At 66.8% G+C, this 22,792-nt stretch carries 18 protein-coding genes; 17 read left to right on the top strand and 1 reads right to left on the bottom strand.

The genetic code is table 11. The features are described from left to right. Positions 1-77: 77 nt before the first annotated feature. The 12 genes from ACFSCT_RS16735 (at position 78) to ACFSCT_RS16680 (ending at position 15,637) form a co-directional block, all read left to right on the top strand. Entirely contained in the window at positions 78-1,808 is a 1,731-nt protein-coding gene (locus ACFSCT_RS16735; protein WP_379144675.1) for a dihydroxyacetone kinase family protein, read from the top strand. A 390-nt stretch (positions 1,809-2,198) separates the two neighbouring features. After that, a complete protein-coding gene (urtA, locus tag ACFSCT_RS16730; protein WP_379144673.1) occupies positions 2,199-3,482 on the top strand; it encodes an urea ABC transporter substrate-binding protein in 1,284 nt (427 codons plus the stop codon). A 63-nt stretch (positions 3,483-3,545) separates the two neighbouring features. Continuing rightward, complete coding sequence (gene urtB, locus ACFSCT_RS16725) at positions 3,546-5,447, top strand: urea ABC transporter permease subunit UrtB (protein ID WP_379144671.1); 1,902 nt, start codon at positions 3,546-3,548, stop codon at positions 5,445-5,447. Between the two features lie 3 nt (positions 5,448-5,450). Next, entirely contained in the window at positions 5,451-6,674 is a 1,224-nt protein-coding gene (gene urtC, locus ACFSCT_RS16720) for an urea ABC transporter permease subunit UrtC (protein ID WP_379144669.1), read from the top strand. Further along, a complete protein-coding gene (urtD, locus tag ACFSCT_RS16715; RefSeq protein WP_379144667.1) occupies positions 6,671-7,411 on the top strand; it encodes an urea ABC transporter ATP-binding protein UrtD in 741 nt (246 codons plus the stop codon). Before urtC ends, urtD begins: the two co-directional genes overlap by 4 nt. Before the next feature lies 1 nt (position 7,412). Further along, on the top strand, positions 7,413-8,111 hold the full coding sequence (urtE, locus tag ACFSCT_RS16710) for an urea ABC transporter ATP-binding subunit UrtE (RefSeq protein WP_379144665.1): 699 nt from the start codon (positions 7,413-7,415) through the stop codon (positions 8,109-8,111). An 88-nt stretch (positions 8,112-8,199) separates the two neighbouring features. Beyond that, positions 8,200-10,068, top strand: a complete 1,869-nt coding sequence (locus ACFSCT_RS16705) for a TRAP transporter large permease (RefSeq protein WP_379144663.1) — start codon at positions 8,200-8,202, stop codon at positions 10,066-10,068. Positions 10,069-10,082: 14 nt separating this feature from the next. Further along, positions 10,083-11,105 carry a TRAP transporter substrate-binding protein gene (locus ACFSCT_RS16700; RefSeq protein ID WP_379144662.1) on the top strand — a complete coding sequence of 341 codons (1,023 nt, stop codon included), beginning with the start codon at positions 10,083-10,085 and terminating at the stop codon, positions 11,103-11,105. Positions 11,106-11,179: 74 nt separating this feature from the next. Then, positions 11,180-12,349, top strand: a complete 1,170-nt coding sequence (locus ACFSCT_RS16695; protein WP_379144660.1) for an acetyl-CoA acetyltransferase — start codon at positions 11,180-11,182, stop codon at positions 12,347-12,349. After that, complete coding sequence (locus ACFSCT_RS16690) at positions 12,346-13,953, top strand: acyl-CoA synthetase (protein ID WP_379144658.1); 1,608 nt, start codon at positions 12,346-12,348, stop codon at positions 13,951-13,953. Before ACFSCT_RS16695 ends, ACFSCT_RS16690 begins: the two co-directional genes overlap by 4 nt. Positions 13,954-13,976: 23 nt before the next feature. Next, positions 13,977-14,816, top strand: a complete 840-nt coding sequence (locus ACFSCT_RS16685; RefSeq protein WP_379144657.1) for a PCC domain-containing protein — start codon at positions 13,977-13,979, stop codon at positions 14,814-14,816. Further along, a complete protein-coding gene (locus ACFSCT_RS16680) occupies positions 14,813-15,637 on the top strand; it encodes an SDR family NAD(P)-dependent oxidoreductase (protein WP_379144655.1) in 825 nt (274 codons plus the stop codon). The genes ACFSCT_RS16685 and ACFSCT_RS16680 overlap by 4 nt, the downstream gene beginning before the upstream one ends. 369 nt (positions 15,638-16,006) lie before the next feature. On the opposite strand, the gene ACFSCT_RS16675 is transcribed toward ACFSCT_RS16680, so the two are convergent. Then, the gene (locus ACFSCT_RS16675) at positions 16,007-16,708 is read right to left on the bottom strand and encodes a GntR family transcriptional regulator (RefSeq protein WP_379144652.1); all 702 of its coding nucleotides are present in this window, start codon (positions 16,706-16,708) and stop codon (positions 16,007-16,009) included. A gap of 104 nt (positions 16,709-16,812) precedes the next feature. Between ACFSCT_RS16675 and hutI the strand changes: the two genes are divergently transcribed. The 5 genes from hutI (at position 16,813) to ACFSCT_RS16650 (ending at position 22,791) form a co-directional block, all read left to right on the top strand. Next, entirely contained in the window at positions 16,813-18,015 is a 1,203-nt protein-coding gene (hutI, locus tag ACFSCT_RS16670; RefSeq protein ID WP_379144651.1) for an imidazolonepropionase, read from the top strand. After that, positions 18,008-19,525, top strand: coding sequence for a histidine ammonia-lyase (hutH, locus tag ACFSCT_RS16665; RefSeq protein WP_379144649.1), 1,518 nt, complete (start codon positions 18,008-18,010; stop codon positions 19,523-19,525). Before hutI ends, hutH begins: the two co-directional genes overlap by 8 nt. A gap of 11 nt (positions 19,526-19,536) precedes the next feature. Continuing rightward, a complete protein-coding gene (gene hutU, locus ACFSCT_RS16660; protein WP_379144647.1) occupies positions 19,537-21,243 on the top strand; it encodes a urocanate hydratase in 1,707 nt (568 codons plus the stop codon). Next, complete coding sequence (locus ACFSCT_RS16655; protein WP_379144645.1) at positions 21,240-21,839, top strand: HutD/Ves family protein; 600 nt, start codon at positions 21,240-21,242, stop codon at positions 21,837-21,839. The genes hutU and ACFSCT_RS16655 overlap by 4 nt, the downstream gene beginning before the upstream one ends. A gap of 133 nt (positions 21,840-21,972) precedes the next feature. Then, on the top strand, positions 21,973-22,791 hold the full coding sequence (locus ACFSCT_RS16650; RefSeq protein ID WP_379144643.1) for a transporter substrate-binding domain-containing protein: 819 nt from the start codon (positions 21,973-21,975) through the stop codon (positions 22,789-22,791). The last annotated feature ends 1 nt before the right edge of the window (position 22,792 follow it).

Genomic DNA, 22,792 nt, shown 5'->3' with positions numbered 1-22,792 from the left:
CGATTCGGAAAGTAGAAATATCCGCCGCGACCGGACCAAATTAGTCCGATTATCGGAATTGCATCAGGAGGAATGCCGTGAAGAAGCTTATCAACGATCCCCGGTTCGTGGTGCGGGACCTGATCGACGGGCTGGTCGCCACCGACCCGACGATCGCGCGCCTTGATGGCCAGGCGGTGATCCTGCGCGCCGACATTCCCGAGGATCCGGCGCAACGCCCGGTCGCGCTGATTTCCGGTGGCGGCAGCGGGCACGAACCGGCGCATGCGGGCTATGTCGGCAAGGGGATGCTGACGGCGGCGGTGGCGGGCGATGTCTTCACCTCGCCCAGCGTCGACGCGGTGCTTGCGGCGGTGACCGCCAGCGCCGGGCCGGCGGGCGCGGTGCTGATCGTCAAGAACTATACCGGCGACCGGCTGAACTTCTCGCTGGCGGCCGAGATGGCCCGCGCCGGGGGTATCCCGTGCGAGGTGGTCTTTGTCGCCGATGACGCGGCGCTGCGCGATCTGGTCGAACCGGGGCGGAGGCGCGGCATCGCCGGCACGGTGCTGGTCCACAAGATCGCCGGTGCGGCCGCCGAGGCCGGTCGCGATCTGGCCTCGGTCGCGGCGGTGGCGCGGGATGCGGCGGCCGATCTCGTATCGATGGGCGTCGGGCTCGGCCCCTGCACGGTGCCGACGGCGGGCACTCCCGGGTTCGAGCTTGGCCCGGACGAGATCGAATTCGGGCTGGGCATCCACGGCGAAAAAGGGGTCGAACGGGGCGCCTTGCTGCCGGCCGGCCAGATCGTCGAGCGGATACTCGACACCCTTGCGGCCGAGCTTGGCGACCGGCTTGCCGGCCCGGTCGCGCTGATGGTGAACGGACTTGGCGGCACCCCGCCGATGGAGCTTGCGATCGTCGCGGGCCATGCGCTGGCCGGATTGCGCCGCCGGGGCGCGCAGCCCGAACTGGTTTATGTCGGCAATTTCATGACCGCGCTGGAAATGCCCGGATGCTCGCTGACGGTGCTGCCGCTTCGCGGTGAACGGGCGGCGCTGTTGCGTGCGCCGACCGGGGTGCGGATCTGGCCGGCTTCGGCCGAGGTCGGGACGGGCAGGGTGGCGGCATATAACGCCCCGCAAACCCCGCTGCCGGCGACGGAACCGGGACCGCTGACCCCGGCGCTGAAGGCGGCGGTGGTCCGCGCGGCCGATGCGCTGGTCGCGGCCGAGACCTATCTGACCGATCTGGACAGCCGCGCCGGCGACGGTGATCTGGGCGCCAGCATGTTCCGCGCCGCCGAGGCCATGCGTGCCTTGCCCGAGGGCGCCTTTAACGATCCGCAGATCCTTCTGGCCAGTCTGGCCGATGCGCTGCGCCGCGCCATCGCCGGCAGTTCGGGGCCGTTCTATGCGACCGCGCTGATGCGCGCCGCCCAGCAGCTTGCCGCCCCGCAAATCGACGACCGCCAGCCAGCCGAAGCCGGTGCGGTGGATGACGCGGTGGATGACGCGGCTTGGGATCGCGCCTTTGCCGCCGGCGTGGGCGCGGTCGGCGATATCGGCGGCGCGAAGCCCGGCGACCGGACCATGGTCGATGCGCTTGCCCCGGCGCTGGCGGCATGGAACGCGGCCCGCGACGGCGGCGCGACGGCGCGGGCGGCGCTTGTCGCGGCGGCGGATGCGGCGGAAAAGGGCGCCGAGGCCACGGCGGGCATGGTGCCGCGCCTTGGTCGCGCCAGCTATCTTGGCGCCCGCGCGGTGGGCGCACCGGATGGCGGGGCGGCGGCGGTGGCGATCTGGCTGCGGGCGCTGGCCGGGAAATAGGCCCGCGCCGGCCGGAAAACCCCCAGGGACTCCGGCAGAAACTTGGGCCGCCCGGTTCATGCAGGTCGGGCGGTTCGGCTTTTCGCGGTCAGTCGCGAACTGCCCGGCGCAAAGGCACATCCGCGCGGATCTGTGCACCGGCGCGCCAATTGTGAAATCCCGCCGCTTGCGCCGCCGCCTTTCCTTGTTCCGCCGGCGATTACGCGGTTTGCCGCAAGTGCGAAGGGTCCGAAGGCGACCCCAAGCGCGGCGGCCGCCCGGATCGCAGACGGGATCGCAGACGCGATCGCAGACCGGGGCCCCGCAGGGATGCAACAAGCTTGCCGCCCGGGCCCAAGGCCGCGTCCCGTCGGACGCTTCCGGTTCCCGCGCGGCCCGAAAGGGGATGATATGCAGGGATTCAGATCGGCACTTCTTGGCGGCGTGCTGGGTATGCTTCTGGCCGGGGGCGCGTGGGCGCAAGGTGACACCATCAAGATCGGCGTTCTGCACTCGCTGTCGGGCACGATGGCGATTTCGGAAACCACGCTGAAGGACACCGTGCTGATGATGGTCGAACAGCAGAACGCCAAGGGCGGGCTTCTGGGCAAAAAGATCGAGGCGGTGGTGGTCGATCCGGCCTCGGACTGGCCCCTGTTCGCGGAAAAGGCGCGCGAGTTGATCTCGGATCAGGGGGTGGATGCGATCTTCGGCTGCTGGACCAGCGTCAGCCGCAAGTCGGTGCTGCCGGTGGTCGAGGAATTGAACGGCCTCTTGTTCTATCCGGTGCAATACGAGGGCGAGGAATCGTCGGAAAACGTGATCTATACCGGCGCCGCGCCGAACCAGCAGGCGATCCCGGCGGTGGACTACATGCGCGACGAGCTGGGCGTGGAAAAATGGGCGCTTCTGGGCACCGATTACGTCTATCCGCGCACCACCAACACCATTCTGGAAGCCTATCTGAAGGATAACGGCGTCGCGCAGGACGATATTTTCGTCAATTACACCCCCTTCGGGCATTCGGACTGGTCGAAGATCGTGGCCGATGTGGTCGCGCTCGGGAAGGACGGCAAGAAGGTCGGCGTGGTCTCGACCATCAATGGCGACGCCAATGTCGGCTTCTACAAGGAACTGGCGGCGGCGGGCGTCAGCGCCGATGACATCCCGGTCATGGCGTTTTCGGTGGGTGAGGAGGAGCTTTCGGGTCTGGATACCACGAACCTCACCGGTCATCTGGCGGCGTGGAATTACTTTGAAAGCGCCGACACCCCCGAAAACAAGGCCTTCATCGAGGAATGGAAGAAATTCACCGGCGATCCTAAGCGGGTGACCAACGACCCGATGGAGGCCACGATGATCGGCTTCAACGCCTGGGTGAAAGCGGTCGAAAAGGCCGGGACGACCGATACCGACGCGGTGCTTGATGCCATCGTCGGGGTCGAGGTGGCGAACCTGACCGGCACCATGGCGAAAGTCCTGCCGAACCACCACCTGACCAAGCCGGTGCTGATCGGCGAGATCCGCGAGGACGGGCAGTTCGATATCGTCAGCCAGACCGAGCCGGTGGCCGGTGACGCATGGACCGATTTCCTGCCGGAATCGAAGCTGCTGGAAGCCGACTGGCCGGGAAAGAAATGCGGCATGTGGAACACCCAGACGAACAACTGCGTGCAGGTGCAGTCGAATTACTAAGCCTTCCGGGGCGCGCGGCTTTTGCGCCGTCGCCCCGGCCTGACCCTTCCCGAAAGGCTTGCCATGCGCAGACTTCTTTTCTGCCTTCTGATGTTTTGTGCCGTGCCCGCATGGGCGCAGGATCTGGAAGCGGTGCTCGACGCCAACCGGGCGCAGATCGAAAAGCCCTCGCGCCAGACGATCGGCCCGGTCATCGCGGAAATCGCCGCCAGCGGCGCAGGCGCGGTCGCGTTTCTGGAGGCATGGGGGGATCGTCGCCTCGGCGTGACCGATGATGGCCGCTTCGTGATCATCGAGGGCGACGCGGCCACGGATGCCGTCACCGGCGTCCCGCTGGCGGGTGAGGCGAAGGCGCTGAAACCCAATTCCGGCGTGCGCGGGCTGATCGCGGCGGCACTGGTGCCGGCGCAACTGGCCGATCCCGATGCCGGGCGACGGCGTGCGGCGCTGGATGCGCTGGCGCGGGACGCCACGGCCGAACATCTGCCGGCCTTGCGCGCGGCATTGGATGACCCGGACCCGCGCCTTGCCGCCCGCAAGCAGCGGCTGGAGCGTCTGCTGACCATCCGCTTCGATCCCGACCCGGCAGCGCGCGTTGCCGCCATCGAGGGCTTCGCCGGCGATAGCGGCAGCGATGTGCAGGCGGTCTTGAACCCGATCCTGACCACGACCCGATTTGCCGGTCCGGCCTTACCTGAAGGCGCGAATGTCGCCCGGCAATTGAGCATCGGGACCGATCTGCCCGAAGCCGCGGCCTATCGCCTGCTGGTCGATGCGGGTCTGGCGGCCCCCCGGCTCAGCGATGCCGAACAGAAAGCCGCGCTCTCGGCCCATCTTCAGGACGGGCAGGTCGGCAATATCCCCGTGGTCAACCTCGACAGCCCGGATGCCCGTGACCGCGCCTATCGCGCGCTGGCGGCTGCCGGCGCGGTCCGTCCCGCCGCGAGCGCCGATCAGGTCGAGGCGGCGTTGGCGGCGAACATCTTTGCCGATATTTACACCGAGCCGTCGCCCGAGGTGACGGATGCCGCCCGCGCGGCGCTGAGCGGCCTTGTCCTGCGCGAACGCGCCCTGCAGGGCGTCGATCTGGCGCTGGATGCGCTGTCCTTGGCCTCGATCTATTTCCTTGCCGCCATCGGGCTGGCGATCACCTTCGGGGTGATGGGGGTCATCAACATGGCCCATGGCGAGTTCATCATGATGGGCGCCTATACCGGCTATGTCGTGCAGGGCTTCATCGCCAACCGCACATTGTCGCTGGTGGTGGCGCTGCCCATGGCCTTCCTTGTCACCGCGCTGGCGGGGGTGGTGCTGTATCGGCTGGTCATTCGCCATCTGGCGAAACGCCCGCTTGAAACCCTGCTGGCCACCTTCGGCGTCTCCATCGCGCTGCAGCAACTGGCCAAGAACATCTTCGGCACGCAGGCCCGCCCGCTGACCGCGCCGGACTGGCTAGGCGGGTCCATCGGCTGGGGCGAGATCGTGCAGATTTCCACCATCCGCGTCGCCATCTTCGTGCTGGCGCTGTTGTTTCTGTGCCTGTTCCTGTTCATCACCAAGCGCACCCGGTTGGGGCTGAACATGCGCGCGGTCACGCAGAACCCCGGCATGGCGGCGTCGATGGGCATCAACCCGGACCGGGTGGCGATGCTGACCTTTGGCCTTGGGTCGGGCATCGCGGGCATTGCGGGCGTGGCCATCGGGCTGTTCGCGCAGGTCACCTCGGAACTGGGGCAGGGCTATATCGTGCAAAGCTTCATGACCGTGGTCGTGGGCGGGGTCGGCAATATCTGGGGCACGCTGGCCGGGGCGGCGCTGATCGGCGGGCTGCAGAAGGGGATCGAGGTGCTGAACCCGGCCAATACGCTGGCCGCGCAGACCTGGATGATCCTGTTCATCATCATCTTCATCCAGTTCCGGCCGCGCGGGATTTTCCCGACCCGTGGCCGCTTCGTCGAGGGCTGAGCCATGCTGATCCGCAAATATCCCTCGGTCCTGATCTTTCTGGCGGTGCTGGCGGTCTTCACCCTTGCCATCACGCTGATGTCGCAGGCTTACGGGACCGGGGCGGTGCCGACCTCGACCGTCAAGCTGCTGGGCAAGACCCTGTGTCTGGCGCTCGCCGCGCTGGCGATGGATCTGGTCTGGGGCTATGCCGGCATCCTGTCCCTGGGGCACATGGCGTTTTTCGCCCTCGGCGGCTACATGATCGGCATGTGGCTAATGTATGCGCGCACGGCCGAGATCGTCACCGCGACGCTCGCCAACGCGCCCATCCCCGCCACGCCCGAAGAGATCCGGCAGGGCATCGCCAGCCAGATCTTCGGCGTCGTCGGTTCCAGCGACCTGCCCCTGACATGGAGTTTCGCCGGCAGCCTGCCCATCCAGCTTCTGCTGGTTGTCGCGGTGCCGGGCATCTTCGCCTTTCTGTTCGGCTGGCTGGCCTTCCGCTCGCGGGTCAACGGGGTCTATCTGTCGATCCTGACCCAGGCGATGACGCTGGCGCTGGCTTTGTGGCTGTTCCAGAACGACAGCGGCTTTCGCGGCAATAACGGCCTGTCGGGGCTGCAGAACATCCCCGGTCTGACGGATGTGCCGCAATCCACCCTCTCGATCTGGTTCCTCTGGGCCTCGGCCGCCGCCCTTGGGCTTTGCTATCTGCTGGCAAGCTGGCTGGTCAGCGGCAAGTTCGGCAGCGTGATCCGCGCCATCCGCGATGACGAGGCCCGCGTCCGCTTCCTCGGCTATTCGGTCGAGGGCTACAAGCTGTTCGTCTTTACCGCAAGCGCGATGATCTGCGCCATCGCCGGCGCGCTGTATTACCCCCAGGCCGGGATCATCAATCCGGCGGAGCTGGCGCCGATCGCGTCCATCTACCTCGCCGTCTGGGTCGCCATCGGCGGGCGCGGGCGGCTGTATGGCGCGGTGATCGGCGCGGTGTTCGTGTCGCTGCTGTCAAGCTGGTTCACCGGCGGCAAGGCCCCCAACCTGAACCTTGGCGTCTATACCATCCACTGGGTCGACTGGTGGCAGGTGCTGCTGGGGGTGGCCTTCGTGCTGGTGACGCTGTTCGCGCCGAAGGGGCTGTCCTCGATCATCGACGCAATTGCTGGCCTGCGGGCACCAAAGCGGCACGGCGCCGATCTTGGCCCCGATCTGGGCGCCCTGCGCGAACGGGAGGCCGAGGCATGAGCGCGCTTCTGGAAGTCTCGGGCATCTCGAAAAGCTTCGACGGGTTCAGGGCGATCAACAACCTGTCCTTTTCCATCGGCGCGGCGGAATTGCGCGCCATCATCGGTCCGAACGGGGCCGGCAAGACCACCTTCATGGACATCGTGACCGGCAAGACCCGCCCGGATGAGGGGCAGGTCCGCTGGGGCGAATTCTCGCGCTCGCTGCTGCGCCTGTCCGAGGCGCAGATCGCCCGCGAAGGCATCGGGCGAAAGTTCCAGCGCCCGACCGTGTTCGAGGATCAGAGCGTCGCGGACAACCTGACCATGGCGCTGAAAGCCCCGCGCGGGCCGTTCGCGGTGCTGTTCTGGCGTCCGGGCAAAGCCTCGGACGCGCGTGTCGCGGAACTGGCCGCAGAGGTCGGGCTTGCCGGACAGCTTTTGCGCAAGGCGGGCGAGCTGTCGCACGGCCAGAAGCAATGGCTGGAAATCGGCATGCTGTTGGCGCAAGGGCCGCGCCTGCTGCTGGTCGACGAACCCGCCGCCGGCATGACGCTGGCCGAACGCGAACAGACCACCACGCTTTTGCGCCGGCTGGCGGAAACCCGCGCCGTGGTGGTGGTCGAGCATGACATGGAATTCGTCCGCCGTCTGAACTGCAAGGTGACGGTGCTGCATCAGGGTGCGGTGCTGGCCGAGGGGTCGCTGGACCACGTATCCGCCAATCCCGACGTGATCGAAGTCTATCTGGGGCGCTGAGATGATCGAGGCTGAAAACGTCACCCTGTCCTATGGCAGCAGCCGGATCCTGCACGGGGTCTCGCTGCGCGCCGAACCGGGGCGCGTGACCTGCGTGATGGGCAATAACGGGGTCGGCAAGACCTCGCTGATGAACCTGCTGGCCGGGCGGCATCCGCGCGCGGGCGGCGAATTGCGGCTGATGGGCGCGCGCCTTGGCCGGGTGACGGCGCAAGAGATGGCGCGGCGCGGGGTCGGCTATGTCCCGCAGGGCCGGGCGATCTTTCCGCTGCTGACGGTGCGCGAGAATCTGGAAACCGGCTTTGGCTGCCTTCCCGCAGCGCAGCGCCGCGTGCCGGACGATATCTATGACAGCTTTCCGGTGCTGGCCGAGATGGCCCATCGGCGCGGCGGCGATCTGTCGGGCGGCCAGCAACAGCAGCTCGCCATCGCCCGCGCGCTGGTGATCCGCCCCAGGGTGCTGTTGATGGATGAACCGACCGAGGGCATCCAGCCCAATATCATTGCCCAGATCGGCCGGGTGATCGCGGGGCTGCGCGACCGGGGCGACATGGCCATCGTGCTGGTCGAGCAGTATTTCGATTTCGCCTGGAACCTCGGCGACAGCTTCACCCTGCTGGAACGCGGATCCGTGGTCCGGCAGGGGCCGCGCGGCGCGCTTGAACGGGACGACCTGCACCGTCAGCTTGCCAGCCTTTAGGGCCACCTATCTTTTCGGCGGTCGGTCCTTGCAGATGCCATGACAGCGCGTTTATCGTGGCCCCCGGAGACAACGGGGGATATTGTGCATGTCGGCGAGCGTCGAGGAAGAGCTTGCTCTGGGCGGCATCGAAACCATGGCCGCGCCGAAGCGGGCCGAGCCCTGGATGCGCCCGGTCGAACTGCTCGCCGCGCTTTTGCTGGCCGTGATGATGCTGACGGTTCTGGCCAATGTGTTCTTCCGCTATGTGCTGACCAAGCCGTTGATCTGGGGGGACGAGGTCGCCTCGATCAGTTTCATCTGGATGGCGATGCTGGGCGCGGCGCTGGCGGTGGACCGCCACGAACACTTGCGCCTGACGCTGGTCGTGCAGAAACTTTCCCCGGCATGGCGGGAACGGGCCGAGGTTCTGGGCAACATGGTGGTGGCGCTGTTCCTGCTGATCCTGCTGCCGGTGGCCTATTCCTATGCCTATGAGGAATCTTATGTGACCTCGCCGGCGCTGGGTCTGCCGATGACGGTGCGCGCCGCGGCGCTGCCGGTCGGGATCGGGCTGATGGCGCTTTTGGCGGTGATCGCGACGGTGCGGGGACACAGCCTTAAGCTGGTGCTGGGCTGCGCGGTTCTGGTGGCGGCCGTCGCGGGGCTGCTGTGGCTGGGCAAGCCGTGGTTCGCGTCCATCGGCAACTGGAACCTGCCGATCTTTCTGGGCCTGATGGTGGGCCTTCTGTTGTGCATGGGCGTGCCCATCGCCTTTTGTTTCGGGCTTGGCACGCTGACCTATCTGACGCTGGCCACGCGGTCCCCGATCTTCGTGATGATCGGCCGGATCGACGAAGGCATGTCCTCGCTGGTGCTGCTGTCGGTGCCGGTATTCGTCCTGCTTGGCTGCATTCTGGATGCGACCGGCATGGGCCGCGCGATCGTGAACTTCCTCGGGTCGATGCTGGGCCATGTGAAGGCGGGGATGAGCTATGTGCTGCTGGGCTCGATGTTCCTCGTCTCGGGGATTTCGGGGTCCAAGGTGTCGGATATGGCGACGGTCGCGCCGGCGCTGTTTCCCGAAATGCGCCGCCGGGGCCATTCCAATGCCGAAATGACCGCGCTGCTGGCGACCGGGGCCGCGATGTCGGACACGGTGCCGCCCTCGATCGTGCTGATCGTGCTGGGATCGGCGGCGGGCGTGTCGATCGCCGGGCTGTTCACCGCCGGTTTCGTGATCGCGCTGGTCCTGCTGGTGGTGCTGGCCATTCTGGCCCGCTGGGTCGCCCGCAAAGAGGACATGACCGGCGTGCGCCGCCTGACGATGCGCGAGGTCGGCCGCGCCGGCATCGTGGCGCTTCCGGCGCTGATCCTGCCGTTCATGATCCGCGGTCTGGTCGGCGAAGGTGTCGCCACCGCGACCGAGGTGTCGGCCATCGCGGTGGTTTACGCCTTCATCATCGGCGTGGTCCTGTATGGCGGGATTCCGCTCGGAAAGATCGTGCCGATGCTGGTCGAGACCGCGGCCATGGCCGGGGCGATCCTGCTGATCCTCGGCACCGCCTCTGCGATGGCATGGGCGCTGACCCAATCGGGTTTCGCGCGCGACCTGATGACGGTGATTTCCGGGCTGCCGGGCGGCTGGGGTACGTTCATGGCGGTGTCGGTGCTGATTTTCCTGATCCTCGGCTGCGTGCTCGAGGGGTTGCCGGCGATCGTCCTGCTGGCCCCGATCATGTTCCCGATGGCCCGGCAGCTTGGCATCAACGACATCCATTATTCGATGGTCGTCGTCACCGCGATGAACATCGGGCTGATGGCGCCGCCGATCGGCATCGGCTTCTACATCGCCTGCAAGATCTCGGGCGCGTCGCCCGATGCGGTGATGGGCCGGATCTGGCCCTATCTGGCCGCGCTGCTTGTCGGTCTGGCGGTCATCGCCGCCGTGCCGTTCATTTCGACCGCATTGCTCTAAGGAGGAAAGAGCCCATGACCGTTACCCGTCGCACCATCCTTATGGGGGCCGCCGCAGGCGTGCTTGCCACGCCGTTCATCCGCCCGGGATCGGCCCGCGCGCAGGGCGCCGAATTCGCCTATAAGCTGGCCAACAACCAGCCGATGACCCACCCGACCAACGTTCGCGCCGCCGAGGCGGTGGCGAAGATCAAAGAGGAAACCGACGGCCGCGTCGATATTCAGGTATTCCCCTCGAACCAGTTGGGTGCCGATACCGATGTGCTGGGCCAGCTTCGTTCCGGCGGGGTGGAATTCTTCCTGCTGTCGCCGATCATCCTGTCGACGCTGATCCCCAACGCCTCGATCAACGGCATCGGCTTCGCCTTCCCCGATTACGACACCGTGTGGAAAGCCATGGACGGCGATCTGGGCGCCTATGAACGGGCCGAGATCGAAAAGGGCGGTCTGGTGGTGATGGAAAAGATCTGGGACAACGGTTTCCGCCAGACCACATCCTCGACCAAGCCCATCGTCACCCCCGAGGATCTGGCCGGCTTCAAGATCCGGGTGCCGGTATCGCCGCTGTGGACCTCGATGTTCACCGCCTTCGGCTCGGCCCCGACCTCGATCAACTTCGCCGAGGTCTATTCGGCGCTGCAGACCGGCGTCGTCGACGGGCAGGAAAACCCGCTTGCCATCATCCAGGTCGCCAAGATGTGGGAGGTGCAGAAATACGTCTCGATGACCAATCACATGTGGGACGGGTTCTGGATGCTGGGCAACCGCCGCGCATGGGAGGCCGTGCCCGAGGACCTGCGCGAGATCATCGCGAAGAACTTCAACGCCTCGGGCGAACAGCAGCGCGCCGATGTGATGGAGATGAACGCGAACCTGCGGGGCGAGCTGGAAAAGGCCGGGCTGGTGTTCAACGACGTCGATCCCGCGCCCTTCATCGCCAAGCTGCGCGACGCCGGTTTCTACGCCGAATGGAAAAAGACCTATGGCGATGAGGCATGGGCCATTCTGGAAAAATCCATCGGCCATACGCTGGCGTAAACACGTCACTATATGTGCAGGACGGGCGTCCCGGGCATCGGCCGGGGCGCCGCCATCACAGAAAGGGCACAATCATGACCGATCCCCGCATCGTCGGCTGGGCGCATACGAAATTCGGCAAGTCCGAGGCGCCCGACACCATGACCCTGATGGCCGAGGTGGCAAAGCCCGCGCTGGACCACGCCGGGCTTTCACCCGACCAGCTTGACGGCATCTTCGTCGGCGTGTTCAACGCCGGCTTCTCGCGTCAGGATTTTCAGGGCGCGCTGGTCGCCATGGGCACGCCCGAACTGGCCGGCGTGCCGTTCCTTCGCACCGAGAACGCCTGCGCCACCGGTTCGGCCGCGATCTATGCGGCGGCGGATTTCATCGCCTCGGGACGCGGGCGCACGGCGCTGGTGATAGGGGCGGAAAAGATGACCGCGACCCCGGTGGCCGAGGTCGGCGACATCCTTCTTGCCGCCAGCTTCGTCCCCGAAGAGGCCGGGGTCGAGGGCGGTTTCGCCGGGGTTTTCGGGCAATTGGCCAATACCTATTTTCAGCGTTACGGCGACCGCTCGGAAGAACTCGCCATGATCGCCGCCAAGAACCACGAAAACGGCACCCGCAATCCCTATGCCCATATGCAGAAGGATTTCGGCTTTGATTTCTGCAACACCCCCTCGGACAAGAACCCGCGCGTGGCGGGGCCGTTGCGGCGCACCGATTGCTCGCTGATCTCGGACGGGGCGGCGGCGCTGGTGCTGGCCGACGCGGAAACCGCCGAGGGTCTGGCGCGCGCGATCAGCTTCCGCGCCCGTTCGCAGGCGGGCGACGTGCTGGCCCTGTCGCGGCGCGATCCCATCGCCTTCGACGGCGCGCGGCGGGCGTGGGCCGGGGCGCTGGATCAGGCCGGGGTCGACATCATGGACCTTGATCTGGTCGAAACCCACGACTGTTTCACCATCGCCGAGATGATCGAATACGAGGCGATGGGGCTGGCCAAGCCCGGCGAGGGCTGGAAGGTGATCCGCGACGGCGTGACCCGGATGGACGGCGCGCTGCCGGTCAACCCCTCGGGCGGGCTGAAGTCGCGCGGCCACCCGATCGGCGCGACCGGGATCAGCCAGCACGTCATGGCCTGCATGCAACTGATGGGCGAGGCGGGCGAGATGCAGGTCCCCGATGCGCGTCTCGCGGGCGTGTTCAACATGGGCGGCGCGGCCGTCGCCAATTACTGCTCGATCCTCGAGAGGGTGAAATGACCGATCCGGTCGGGGGGCAGGCGCCGGTTTCGACCCGGGTGATGAACCTTGCCACCTTCCTGGCCCAGGCCGCGCGCCGCGACCCCGACGGGGTGGCGCTGGTCATGGGCGACCGGCAATGGACATGGGCCGAGTTCGACGCCCGCACCGACGCGCTGGCGGTGGCGCTGGTGCAGGATTACGGGCTGAACAAAGGCGACCGGGTGATGTGCCAGTCGCTCAACTGCCCCGCGATGATGCAGGCCATGTTCGCGGTCTGGCGCGCCGGGGGGGTATGGGTGCCGTGCAATTTCCGCCAGACCCCGGCCGAGGTCGTCTATCAGACCAAGGCCGCCGGCGCGCGCATCATGCTGTGCCACCACAGCTTTCCCGATCACGCCGCCGCCTGCGTGGCCGAATGCCCGGATCTGGCGCATGTGCTGTCCTTCGGCGAATCCGCTTTCGCGCCCTCGGTCGAGGCGGCAACCGCGGCCCGGATGGGCCGGCGCGCGCCCGCCGCGGTGGTCGACCGCGACGATCCCTGCTGGTTCTTCTTCACCTCGGGCACCACCGGCAAACCCAAGGCGTCGGTGCTGATGCACGGCCAGATGGCCTTCGTGGTGACCAACCATCTGGCTGACCTGATGCCCGGGCTGACCGGCGCCGACGCCTCGCTGGTGGTGGCGCCGCTGTCGCACGGGGCGGGGGTGCATCAGTTGACGCAGGTGGCGCGGGGGGTGAAAACGATCCTGATGCCGTCCGAGCGGTTCGACGTGGCGAAGGCGTGGGATCTGGTCCGCGAATGGCGGGTGTCGACCATGTTCACGGTGCCGACCATTCTGAAGCTGATGACCGAGGATCCAAGCATGGCGACGGCCGACACCTCGTCGCTGCGCTATGTGATCTATGCCGGCGCGCCGATGTACCGCGAGGATCAGAAGCACGCGCTGAACCGGCTTGGGCCGGTTCTGGTCCAGTATTTCGGTCTGGGCGAGGTGACCGGCAACATCACCGTGCTGCCGACCCATCTGCACGACCCCGAGGACCGGGAAAACGCCCGCACCGGCACCTGCGGCTTTCCGCGCACCGGGATCGAGATCCAGATACAGGATAACGACGGCAATGAGGTCGCGCCGCTTGAAACCGGCGAGATCTGCGTCATCGGCCCGGCGGTCTTTGCCGGCTATTACCAGAACCCCAAGGCCAACGCGGAATCGTTTCGCAACGGCTGGTTCCGCACCGGCGATCTGGGCCATGTCGATGATGCGGGTTTTCTGTATATCACCGGACGCCAGTCCGACATGTTCATCTCGGGCGGATCGAACATCTACCCGCGCGAGATCGAGGAAAAGATCCTGACCCATCCCGCCATCACCGAGGTCGCGGTCGTCGGCATGCCGGACAGCATCTGGGGTGAGGTCGGCTGGGCGGTCTGCGTCGCGCGCCCGGGCGCGCCTGTCACCGAAGCCGATCTGGCGGCTTATCTGGACGGCAGGCTGTCGCGCTACAAGATGCCGAAGCGGTTCCTGTTCTGGGATGCGCTGCCGAAATCGGCCTATGGCAAGATCACCAAAAAGCTGATCCGCGAAGAGCTTGACCGCCTCGACACCGTCGGGGCGCCGTGATGGCCAAGGCGAAGGTTCGGCGCATGGTCCACCCCGGACCCCGCGCGGCGGTGCGGGTGCAGGCGCTGCGGACCGCGCTGGTGCCGCTGTCGGGGGTCCTGCGCGCGGGCGAAAGCGTCATGCAGGGCGTGGCGCGGATCTTTGCGGATGCGGGCTGCCCCGGCGGAATCGTCTGGCTGGACGGCGTGACCTGCGATCCGATGCGCTATGTCCTGCCCGCCTATGCAACCGATGACCGGCATGCCGCATGGTATTCCGAAACCCACGCCCCCGACGGGCCGGCGCGGATTCTGCGGGCCACCGCCTCGGTCGGGCAACGGGACGGGGATGGCTTTCTGCATTGTCACGGCACCTGGCGGCTGGCGGACGGGTTGGTCGCGATGGGCCATCTGCTGCCCTTCGATTCGATCGTGGCGCGCGACAGCCCTGTCCGGGGTCTCGGGACCCGCGACGCGTGGTTCGAGGGCCTGCCCGACGCCGAGACGAATTTCACCCTGTTTCAGCCGCGGGGCGGTGATCCGGCCGGGGCGGGTCTGGTGGTCCGGCTTCTGCCGGGCGAGGATGTGGTGACGGCGATCCAAAGGCTTTGCGCCGCCCATGACATCGCCGATGCGCGCGTCCACGGGCTGGGCAGCATCGACCACATCGGCTTTGCCGAAGGCCATAGCATGGACTGTCTGGCCACCGAACTGCGTCTTGACGACGCGCGGATAAAGGCGGGCAGGGCGATCCTGCCCATCGAGGTGGTGGACGTCGACGGCAACATCGCCCGCGGCACGTTGACCGCCGGCGACAACCCGGTCGGCGTCACCATGGAAATCGTCATCGAACCGCTTAACGAAGAACCGAAGGAAACCTCATGACCGAAACCGCCACCAAGACGGCAATCGTCACCGGCGCCGCGCGCGGCATCGGGCTTGCCACCACCGACATATTTCTGGAACGCGGCTGGCGGGTGGTCATGGTCGATCGCGACGGCGATGAACTGGCGGCGGCCTCGGGGCAGTTGCAGAACGTCCTGCCCGTCGTCGCCGACATATCCAAGCCCGAACAGGTCGACCGGATGATCGCCGAGACGATGGCGCGCTATGGCCGCATCGACGCGCTGGTGAACAACGCCGGCGTGGCGCTGTTCAGCCGCGCCGCCAGAACCAATTTCGCCCAATGGCGCGAGGTGATGGAGACGAACCTTGACGGTGTGTTCCTGTGCACGCAGGCGGCGACCCCGGCGCTGGCGGTGCAGGGCGGGGCGATCGTGAACATCGCCTCGATCTCGGGGCTCAGGGCCTCGACCCTGCGGGTGGCCTATGGCACTTCGAAGGCGGCGGTGATCCACATGACCAAGCAATTCGCGGCCGAACTGGGCGAGCTGAAGATCCGGGTCAATTGCGTGGCCCCCGGCCCGGTCCGCACCAAGCTGGCGATGGCGGTGCACGCGCCCGAGATCATTGCGGCCTATTACGACGCGATCCCGCTGAACCGTTATGGCGAGGCGCGCGAGATCGCCGAGGCGATCGTATTCCTGTGCTCGGACAATGCCAGCTTCATCACCGGCCAGACGCTTGCCGTGGATGGCGGCTTCGACGCGGCCGGGGTGGGCCTGCCGGCGCTGCGGCGCGAGGATGCGGATCAGGCGCAGGACGCCGCCCCGACCCAGCCGCCCTTGCCGGGTGGCGGCGACTGAAGCGGCGGCTGGGTTTTTAACCCATCAGTCGGATTCACTTTTGGGGTTTTGCGCGCTTTCCTTCCCTCATCAGGGGCGGGCATGGCGTGTTGTGATCTGGCCGGTTTCGAAGCGGCCCTGTTACAGCCGCTTCTGCCTGGCAGGTCGCGCGGCGTGGCGCAGGGATAACCCAACACGCCCGACCGGAAGGTGCGGCGATCAGCGGATCCGGCGCTCTGCCGTCCGCTCAACCGGGTCGCGCCCTTCATAGAAAAAATCGAACACTTCCGAAAAAGCGCCACGCGCTGCGAATGGACGGCTTGAACCTGTCGCGCTGCCGTGCGCCCCGCATGCGCTTGGCGTGCGGGTCGGATTTCACGAATCCGCTTCCTAGAACGCGGTGCGCATCCGGTATCCCGGCGCATGGGCCACCCGCACGTCGGTGATCGGCACGTCGCCGTTCCAAGTCGTGCGGTGCAGGACCAGCAATGACGTGCCCGCATCGACGCGCAGGATGCGGGCGTCGCGGGGCGAGGCGCTTTCGGACCCCACTTCCAGCAAGCCACGACTATAGGGGAAATAGCGCACCAGCCATTCGTTCACGCTGATCCCGGTGAAATCGGCCTCGGCCAGACCCGCGGCACCACCGGGATTGACCCAGCGATCCTCGAAGGCGAAGGGCAGGTCATCGGCCAGATGCAGGGTTTGCAGGCGAACCATCCGCGCATCGCCCGCGCCCATCCGGTCCAGAACCTCGCGCGGGGGTATGGCCTCGATCCGTTCCAGCACCACATGGTGATAATCCTGACCGTTCGCCTCGACCTGCTCACGCACCACCGGGATCGACAGCGTGGCGCGGACCGCTGGGTTGATCGCCACCCGCGTGCCGGCCTTGCGCCGCCGTTCGATCAGCCCCTGATCGGCCAGCAATTGCATCGCCTTGTTCACCGTCGCACGCGAGGCGCCGAACTCGACCGCAAGCTCGGCCTCATGCGGGATCTGATCGCCGGGGCGCCAGATGCGGTCGACGATCCGCCGGTGCACGGAATCGGCGATGGCGCGGGCCTTTGGCTGGGTGCGGACTCCGGTCATTGGCGGTTCATCCTGTCGGTCCGGCGATAAGTCTAAACATATTGACTCGATAATAAGTCTAAACATAATATCAGCAACCAGAGCACGTGCCAAGGATTGGAATCATGCGGCTGCTGACGGGGGGAAAGCTGGCGACCATGGACGCGCAGGGCGCGGATTATGGGCTTGTCGGCGATGGCGCAGTGGTGATCGACGGCGACCGGATCCGGTGGGCCGGCCCGGCCAAGGACCTGCCGCGGGACTATCGGGACGCACCCGCGACCGACCTTGGCGGACGGCTGGTGACGCCGGGGCTGATCGACTGCCACACGCATCTGGTCCATGGCGGCGACCGCGCGCGCGAGTTCGAGATGCGGCTTGAAGGCGCGAGCTATGAAGAGATCGCGCGGGCAGGGGGCGGCATCCTGTCCTCGGTCACCGCGACCCGCGACGGCTCGGACACGGCTCTGCTGGAAACCGCGCTGGCGCGCGCCGATCATCTGCTGGCCGAGGGTGTGACGACGCTGGAAATCAAGTCGGGCTACGGGCTGACTGTCGAGGCCGAACTGAAAATGCTGCGCGTCGCCCGCCGGATCGCCGACGCACGCCCGGTAAGCGTGGTCACAAGCTGGCTGGCCGCCCATGCCCTGCCGCCGGAATACCGCGACAACCGCGCCGGTTACCTGCGCGAGGTGGTCATCGCCGGGCTGGACCGCGCCCATGCCGAGGGGCTGGTCGATGCGGTCGACGGCTTTTGCGAGGGCATCGCCTTTCAGCCCGACGAAATCGCGCTGGTGTTCGACCGCGCGACGGCGCTGGGTCTGCCGGTCAAGCTGCATGCCGAACAACTGTCCGATCTTGGCGGCGCCAAGCTGGTGGCGGGCTATGGCGGCTTGTCGGCCGATCATCTGGAATGGCTGGGGCAGGACGGGGTCGCGGCGATGGCGGCGGCGGGAACCGTCGCGGTGCTGCTGCCCGGCGCCTTCTATACGCTGCGCGAAACCAGATATCCGCCGGTTGAGGCCCTGCGGGACGCCGGCGTGCCGATCGCACTGGCGACGGATGCGAACCCGGGCACCTCGCCGCTGACCTCGATCCTGCTGACCATGAACATGGGCTGCACCCTGTTCCGCCTGACCCCGGCCGAGGCGCTGGCCGGCGTCACCCGCAATGCGGCCCGGGCGCTTGGTCTGGCCGACCGGGGCCGGATCGCGGCCGGTCTGCGCGCCGATCTGGCGGTCTGGGATGTCGAACACCCGGCCGAACTGTCCTATCGGATCGGCTTCAACCCCTTGTATTCACGTATCTTTGGTGGCGAACTTGTCTGACACGATTACCCTTGTCCCGGGCCATGCGACGCTGGATCAACTTGAACGGATCTGGCGCGAGGGGCTGGCCGCGCGGCTTGACGACGCGGCCCGTCCCGCAATCGCCACCAGCGCCGACCGCGTGGCCCGCGCCGCCGCCGATGCGATCCCGGTCTATGGCGTCAACACCGGCTTCGGCAAGCTTGCCAGCATCAAGGTCGCGCCCGAGGATACTGCGACCCTGCAACGCAACCTGATCCTGTCGCATTGCTGCGGGGTCGGCGACTGGCTGGACGTGCCGGCGACGCGGCTGATGATGGCGCTGAAGCTGCTGAGCCTTGGGCGCGGGGCCTCGGGCGTCCGGCCCGAGACGGTCGAGTTGATCGAGGCGATGCTGGCCAAGGGCGTGACCCCGATGGTGCCGGAACAGGGCAGCGTCGGCGCCTCGGGCGATCTGGCGCCGCTGGCGCATATGGCGGCGGCGATGATCGGCGCCGGTGCGGCCGAATATCAGGGCGAGGTGCTGCCGGCGGCCGAGGCGCTGGCCCGCGCCGGGCTGACCCCGGTGGTGCTGGGCGCGAAGGAAGGCCTCGCGCTGATCAACGGCACCCAGTTTTCCACCGCGCTGGCGCTGATCGGGCTGTTTCAGGCGCGGCGCGGCTGCGAAAGCAGCATGGTCACGGCGGCGCTTTCGACCGATGCGATCATGGGCTCGACCGCGCCCTTGCGCCCCGAGATCCACGAATTGCGCCGCCATCCCGGCCAGATCGAAGTGGCGAGGATCATGCGCGAACTGCTGGAGGGCAGCGTGATCCGCGAAAGCCACCGCGACGGCGACAGCCGGGTGCAGGACCCCTATTGCATCCGTTGCCAGCCGCAGGTGGCGGGCGCGGCGCTTGATCTTCTGGATCAGGCCGCCCGCACCCTGCAGACCGAGGCGAACGCGGTCACCGACAACCCGCTTGTGCTTGAGGACGCGATCGTCTCGGGCGGGAATTTCCATGCCGAGCCGGTGGCCTTCGCCGCCGATATCATCGCCCTCGCCATCTCGGAGATCGGGGCGATCGCGCAGCGCCGGGTGGCGCTGATGGTCGACCCCACGCTGTCCCATGACCTGCCGCCGTTCCTGACGCCGAAGCCGGGGCTGAACAGCGGCTTCATGATCGCCGAGGTGACCACCGCCGCCTTGATGAGCGAAAACAAGCATATGGCGAACCCGTGTTCGACCGATTCCACCCCGACCAGCGCCAATCAGGAAGATCACGTCAGCATGGCCGCCCATGGCGCCCGCCGCCTGACCCCGATGGCCCGGAACCTGAACGTGATCCTTGGGGTCGAGGCGATCTGTGCCGCGCAGGGGATTGATTTCCGCGCCCCGCTGGTCACCTCGCCGGCGCTTCAGCGGGTGATGGCGACGATCCGGGCCGAGGTGCCGAAGCTTGACGACGACCGTTTCATGGCCCCCGATCTGGCCCGCGCCGCCGCATTGATCGCGGATGGCACGCTGATCCGCGCCGCAGATTTGACATGACAGGTGACCCGATGACCGAAGCCACGACCGCCGGCGCAAGCGCCGATCCCCGCCACAACACCCGCGACGTCTATCCGCCGACCGGCACCGAGATCAGCGCCAAAAGCTGGCTGACCGAGGCGCCGTTGCGGATGCTGATGAACAACCTGCACCCGGATGTGGCCGAGAACCCGCATGAACTGGTCGTCTATGGCGGCATCGGCCGCGCCGCCCGCACCTGGGAGGATTTCGACCGCATCTGCGCCAGCCTGCGCGATCTGGACGAGGATCAGACGCTGCTGGTGCAATCGGGCAAGCCGGTCGGCGTGTTCCGCACCCACAAGGACGCGCCCCGGGTGCTGATCGCGAACTCGAATCTGGTGCCGCATTGGGCGACCTGGGACCATTTCAACGAATTGGACAAGAAGGGTCTGGCCATGTATGGCCAGATGACCGCCGGTTCGTGGATTTACATTGGAACTCAGGGCATTGTGCAGGGAACCTATGAAACTTTCGCCGAGGCCGGGCGCCAGCATTACGACGGCGATCTGAAAGGCCGCTGGATCCTGACCGGCGGTCTTGGCGGCATGGGCGGCGCGCAGCCCTTGGCGGCGGTGATGGCCGGGGCCTGCTGTCTGGCCGTCGAATGCGACGAGACCCGGGCCGATTTCCGCATCCGCACCCGCTATGTCGACGAAAAGACCCATTCGCTGGACGAGGCGCTGGCGATGATCGACCGCTGGACCAAGGCGGGCGAGGCGAAATCCGTGGCGCTGATCGGCAATGCCGCCGAGATCTTCCCCGAACTCGTCCGCCGGATGAAGGCGGGCGGCCCGCGCCCCGACATCGTGACCGATCAGACCAGCGCCCATGACCCGATCCACGGCTATCTGCCGGTGGGCTGGAGCGTGGCGGAATGGCGCGCGCGGCAGGAAACCGACCCGAAGGCGGTCGAGCAGGCGGCGCGGGCCAGCATGCGCGACCACGTTGCCGCCATGGTCGATTTCTGGAACGCGGGCGTGCCGACGCTGGATTACGGCAACAACATCCGCCAGGTCGCGCTGGAAGAAGGGCTGGAGAACGCCTTTGCCTTCCCCGGCTTCGTCCCGGCTTATATCCGGCCGCTGTTCTGCCGCGGCATCGGTCCGTTCCGCTGGGCGGCGCTGTCGGGCGACCCCGAGGATATCTACAAGACCGACGCCAAGATGAAGGAATTGTTCCCCGACAACGCCCATCTGCATAACTGGCTGGACATGGCGCGCGATCGCATCGCCTTTCAGGGCCTGCCGGCGCGGATCATGTGGATCGGCCTGGGCGACCGTCACCGCGCGGGCCTTGCCATCAACGAGATGGTGCGGAACGGCGAATTGAAGGCGCCGGTGGTGATCGGGCGCGACCATCTGGATTCGGGCTCGGTCGCCTCGCCCAACCGCGAGACCGAGGCGATGAAGGACGGCTCGGACGCCGTTTCCGACTGGCCGCTGCTGAACGCGCTTCTGAACACCGCCTCGGGGGCGACCTGGGTCAGCCTGCATCACGGCGGCGGCGTCGGCATGGGGTTCAGCCAGCATTCCGGCATGGTGATCTGCTGCGACGGATCGGAGGACGCCGACCGCCGGATCGAACGGGTGTTGTGGAACGACCCGGCGACCGGCGTCATGCGCCATGCCGATGCCGGCTATGACATCGCGCTGGATTGCGCGCGCGCGCATGACCTGAACCTGCCGGCCATCCTGTGAAGCTGATCCGCAGCCATCAGGCGCGATCCATGCCGTGGAAAAACGGCGGCGGCGTCACGCATGAGTTCGCCACCTTCCCCGAGGGGGCGGGACTTGCCGATTTCGGCTGGCGAATCAGCATGGCCGAGGTGGCGGCGGACGGCCCGTTCTCGGCTTTTCCGGGGATCGACCGGACGCTGGCGTTGATGGCGGGGCAGGGGATCGCATTGACCGTCGACGGCGCGGAAACCACCGTCGATGCGGGGCATCCGATGCTGTCCTTCGACGGCGGGGCCGCGAGTTTTGGCCGGCTGCTGGACGGGCCGATGCTGGACCTGAACATCATGACCCGGCGCGGTCACTGGCTGCACGCGCTGCGCCTGCTGGAAACGCGCGGCGCCCCGGTCGAGGTCACCGGTTTTGCGGTCATCTGCCGCAGCGGCCGAATCGCCGTCAGGGCCGTGGACGGCGTGTGGGAGCTTGGCCCCCGGGATTGCCTGATCGCGGGCGAGGCGCCCGACGCCCCCGACACCCTGACCGTGGACGGCACGGGCACCGCCTATGTTCTTGATCTCGAGAAAGTCGAAGGAGCCGGGACGCCCGAAAACAGACGTTGACCTTGTCCCCCGTTCCCGCTGACCCTGTCGCGGCATTTCTTCCGGCGGCTGGCCGCGACCGCCCACCGAAGCACTGAAACCCGAAATACTGAAAACTGAAGCCCTGAAAACTGGCACCAACAAGGAGAAGAGAATGAGCTTTCACACCACCCTCCGCGCCGCGCTGTTCGGCATTTCGGCGCTGGCGCTTGGCGTCACCGCCGCAAGCGCCGACCAGCTGGCCGACGTCAAGGCCGCCGGCAAGCTGGAGCTGGCGACCGACATGCATTATGCGCCCTTCGACATGCTGAACAACGGCACCTATGAGGGCGTGACCAAGGACCTGTTCGACGAGGTCGCCAAGGATCTGGGCGTTACGCCGAACTACATGGACGTGCCCTGGACCGCCGAGCTGCCCGGGCTTGAGGCCGGCAAGTTCGACATGGTCATCGCCCCGGTGACGATCACGCCCGAGCGGTTGCAGCGTTACACCTTTACCCTGCCGATCGCCGATGCGACCGTCGGTCTGGTCAAGGCCGCCTCGAACGACGCGATCCAGAAGCCCGAGGATCTGGCCGGCAAGAATGTCGGCGTCCAGCAGGGCACCGCGCAGGAAAAGCAGCTTCAGGCCTATGGCGACAAGATCGGCGGGATCGAGATCAAGGGCTATGGCACCGCCGACGAAGCCTATGCCGACCTTGCCGCCGGCCGTCTGGACGCGGTCGCGGGGTCGTCGCCGAACCTTGCCTATCTGGTCAAGAACCGTGGCGACGTCTTTGCCCCGGTCCAGCCCGCCTTTGGCGCGCCGACCTATTTCGCCTGGGTCCTGCGCAAGGACGATGCCAGCAAATCGCTGGCCGATGCGGTCAACCAGTCGATCCTGAAAATGCATGAAGACGGCCGTCTGAAGGCGATTCAGGAAAAATGGTTCGGGGCCGCCACGGATCTGCCCACCGAAGTGCCGCAGAACTGAT

Source organism: Paracoccus pacificus (assembly GCF_042680785.1).
GTDB lineage: Bacteria > Pseudomonadota > Alphaproteobacteria > Rhodobacterales > Rhodobacteraceae > Paracoccus > Paracoccus pacificus.
Note: the sequence above shows the minus strand (reverse complement) of the source record. Positions and strands in the feature narration are given on the sequence as shown.

Coding starts and splice junctions, on each gene's coding strand:
- hutU (WP_379144647.1), top strand. CDS start 19,537: ATGACCGAAGCCACGACCGCCGGCGCAAGCGCCGATCCCCGCCACAAC.
- urtA (WP_379144673.1), top strand. CDS start 2,199: ATGCAGGGATTCAGATCGGCACTTCTTGGCGGCGTGCTGGGTATGCTT.
- ACFSCT_RS16675 (WP_379144652.1), bottom strand. CDS start 16,708: ATGACCGGAGTCCGCACCCAGCCAAAGGCCCGCGCCATCGCCGATTCC.
- urtD (WP_379144667.1), top strand. CDS start 6,671: ATGAGCGCGCTTCTGGAAGTCTCGGGCATCTCGAAAAGCTTCGACGGG.
- urtC (WP_379144669.1), top strand. CDS start 5,451: ATGCTGATCCGCAAATATCCCTCGGTCCTGATCTTTCTGGCGGTGCTG.
- ACFSCT_RS16650 (WP_379144643.1), top strand. CDS start 21,973: ATGAGCTTTCACACCACCCTCCGCGCCGCGCTGTTCGGCATTTCGGCG.
- ACFSCT_RS16700 (WP_379144662.1), top strand. CDS start 10,083: ATGACCGTTACCCGTCGCACCATCCTTATGGGGGCCGCCGCAGGCGTG.
- ACFSCT_RS16695 (WP_379144660.1), top strand. CDS start 11,180: ATGACCGATCCCCGCATCGTCGGCTGGGCGCATACGAAATTCGGCAAG.
- urtE (WP_379144665.1), top strand. CDS start 7,413: ATGATCGAGGCTGAAAACGTCACCCTGTCCTATGGCAGCAGCCGGATC.
- urtB (WP_379144671.1), top strand. CDS start 3,546: ATGCGCAGACTTCTTTTCTGCCTTCTGATGTTTTGTGCCGTGCCCGCA.
- ACFSCT_RS16680 (WP_379144655.1), top strand. CDS start 14,813: ATGACCGAAACCGCCACCAAGACGGCAATCGTCACCGGCGCCGCGCGC.
- hutI (WP_379144651.1), top strand. CDS start 16,813: ATGCGGCTGCTGACGGGGGGAAAGCTGGCGACCATGGACGCGCAGGGC.
- ACFSCT_RS16705 (WP_379144663.1), top strand. CDS start 8,200: ATGTCGGCGAGCGTCGAGGAAGAGCTTGCTCTGGGCGGCATCGAAACC.
- ACFSCT_RS16690 (WP_379144658.1), top strand. CDS start 12,346: ATGACCGATCCGGTCGGGGGGCAGGCGCCGGTTTCGACCCGGGTGATG.
- ACFSCT_RS16685 (WP_379144657.1), top strand. CDS start 13,977: ATGGTCCACCCCGGACCCCGCGCGGCGGTGCGGGTGCAGGCGCTGCGG.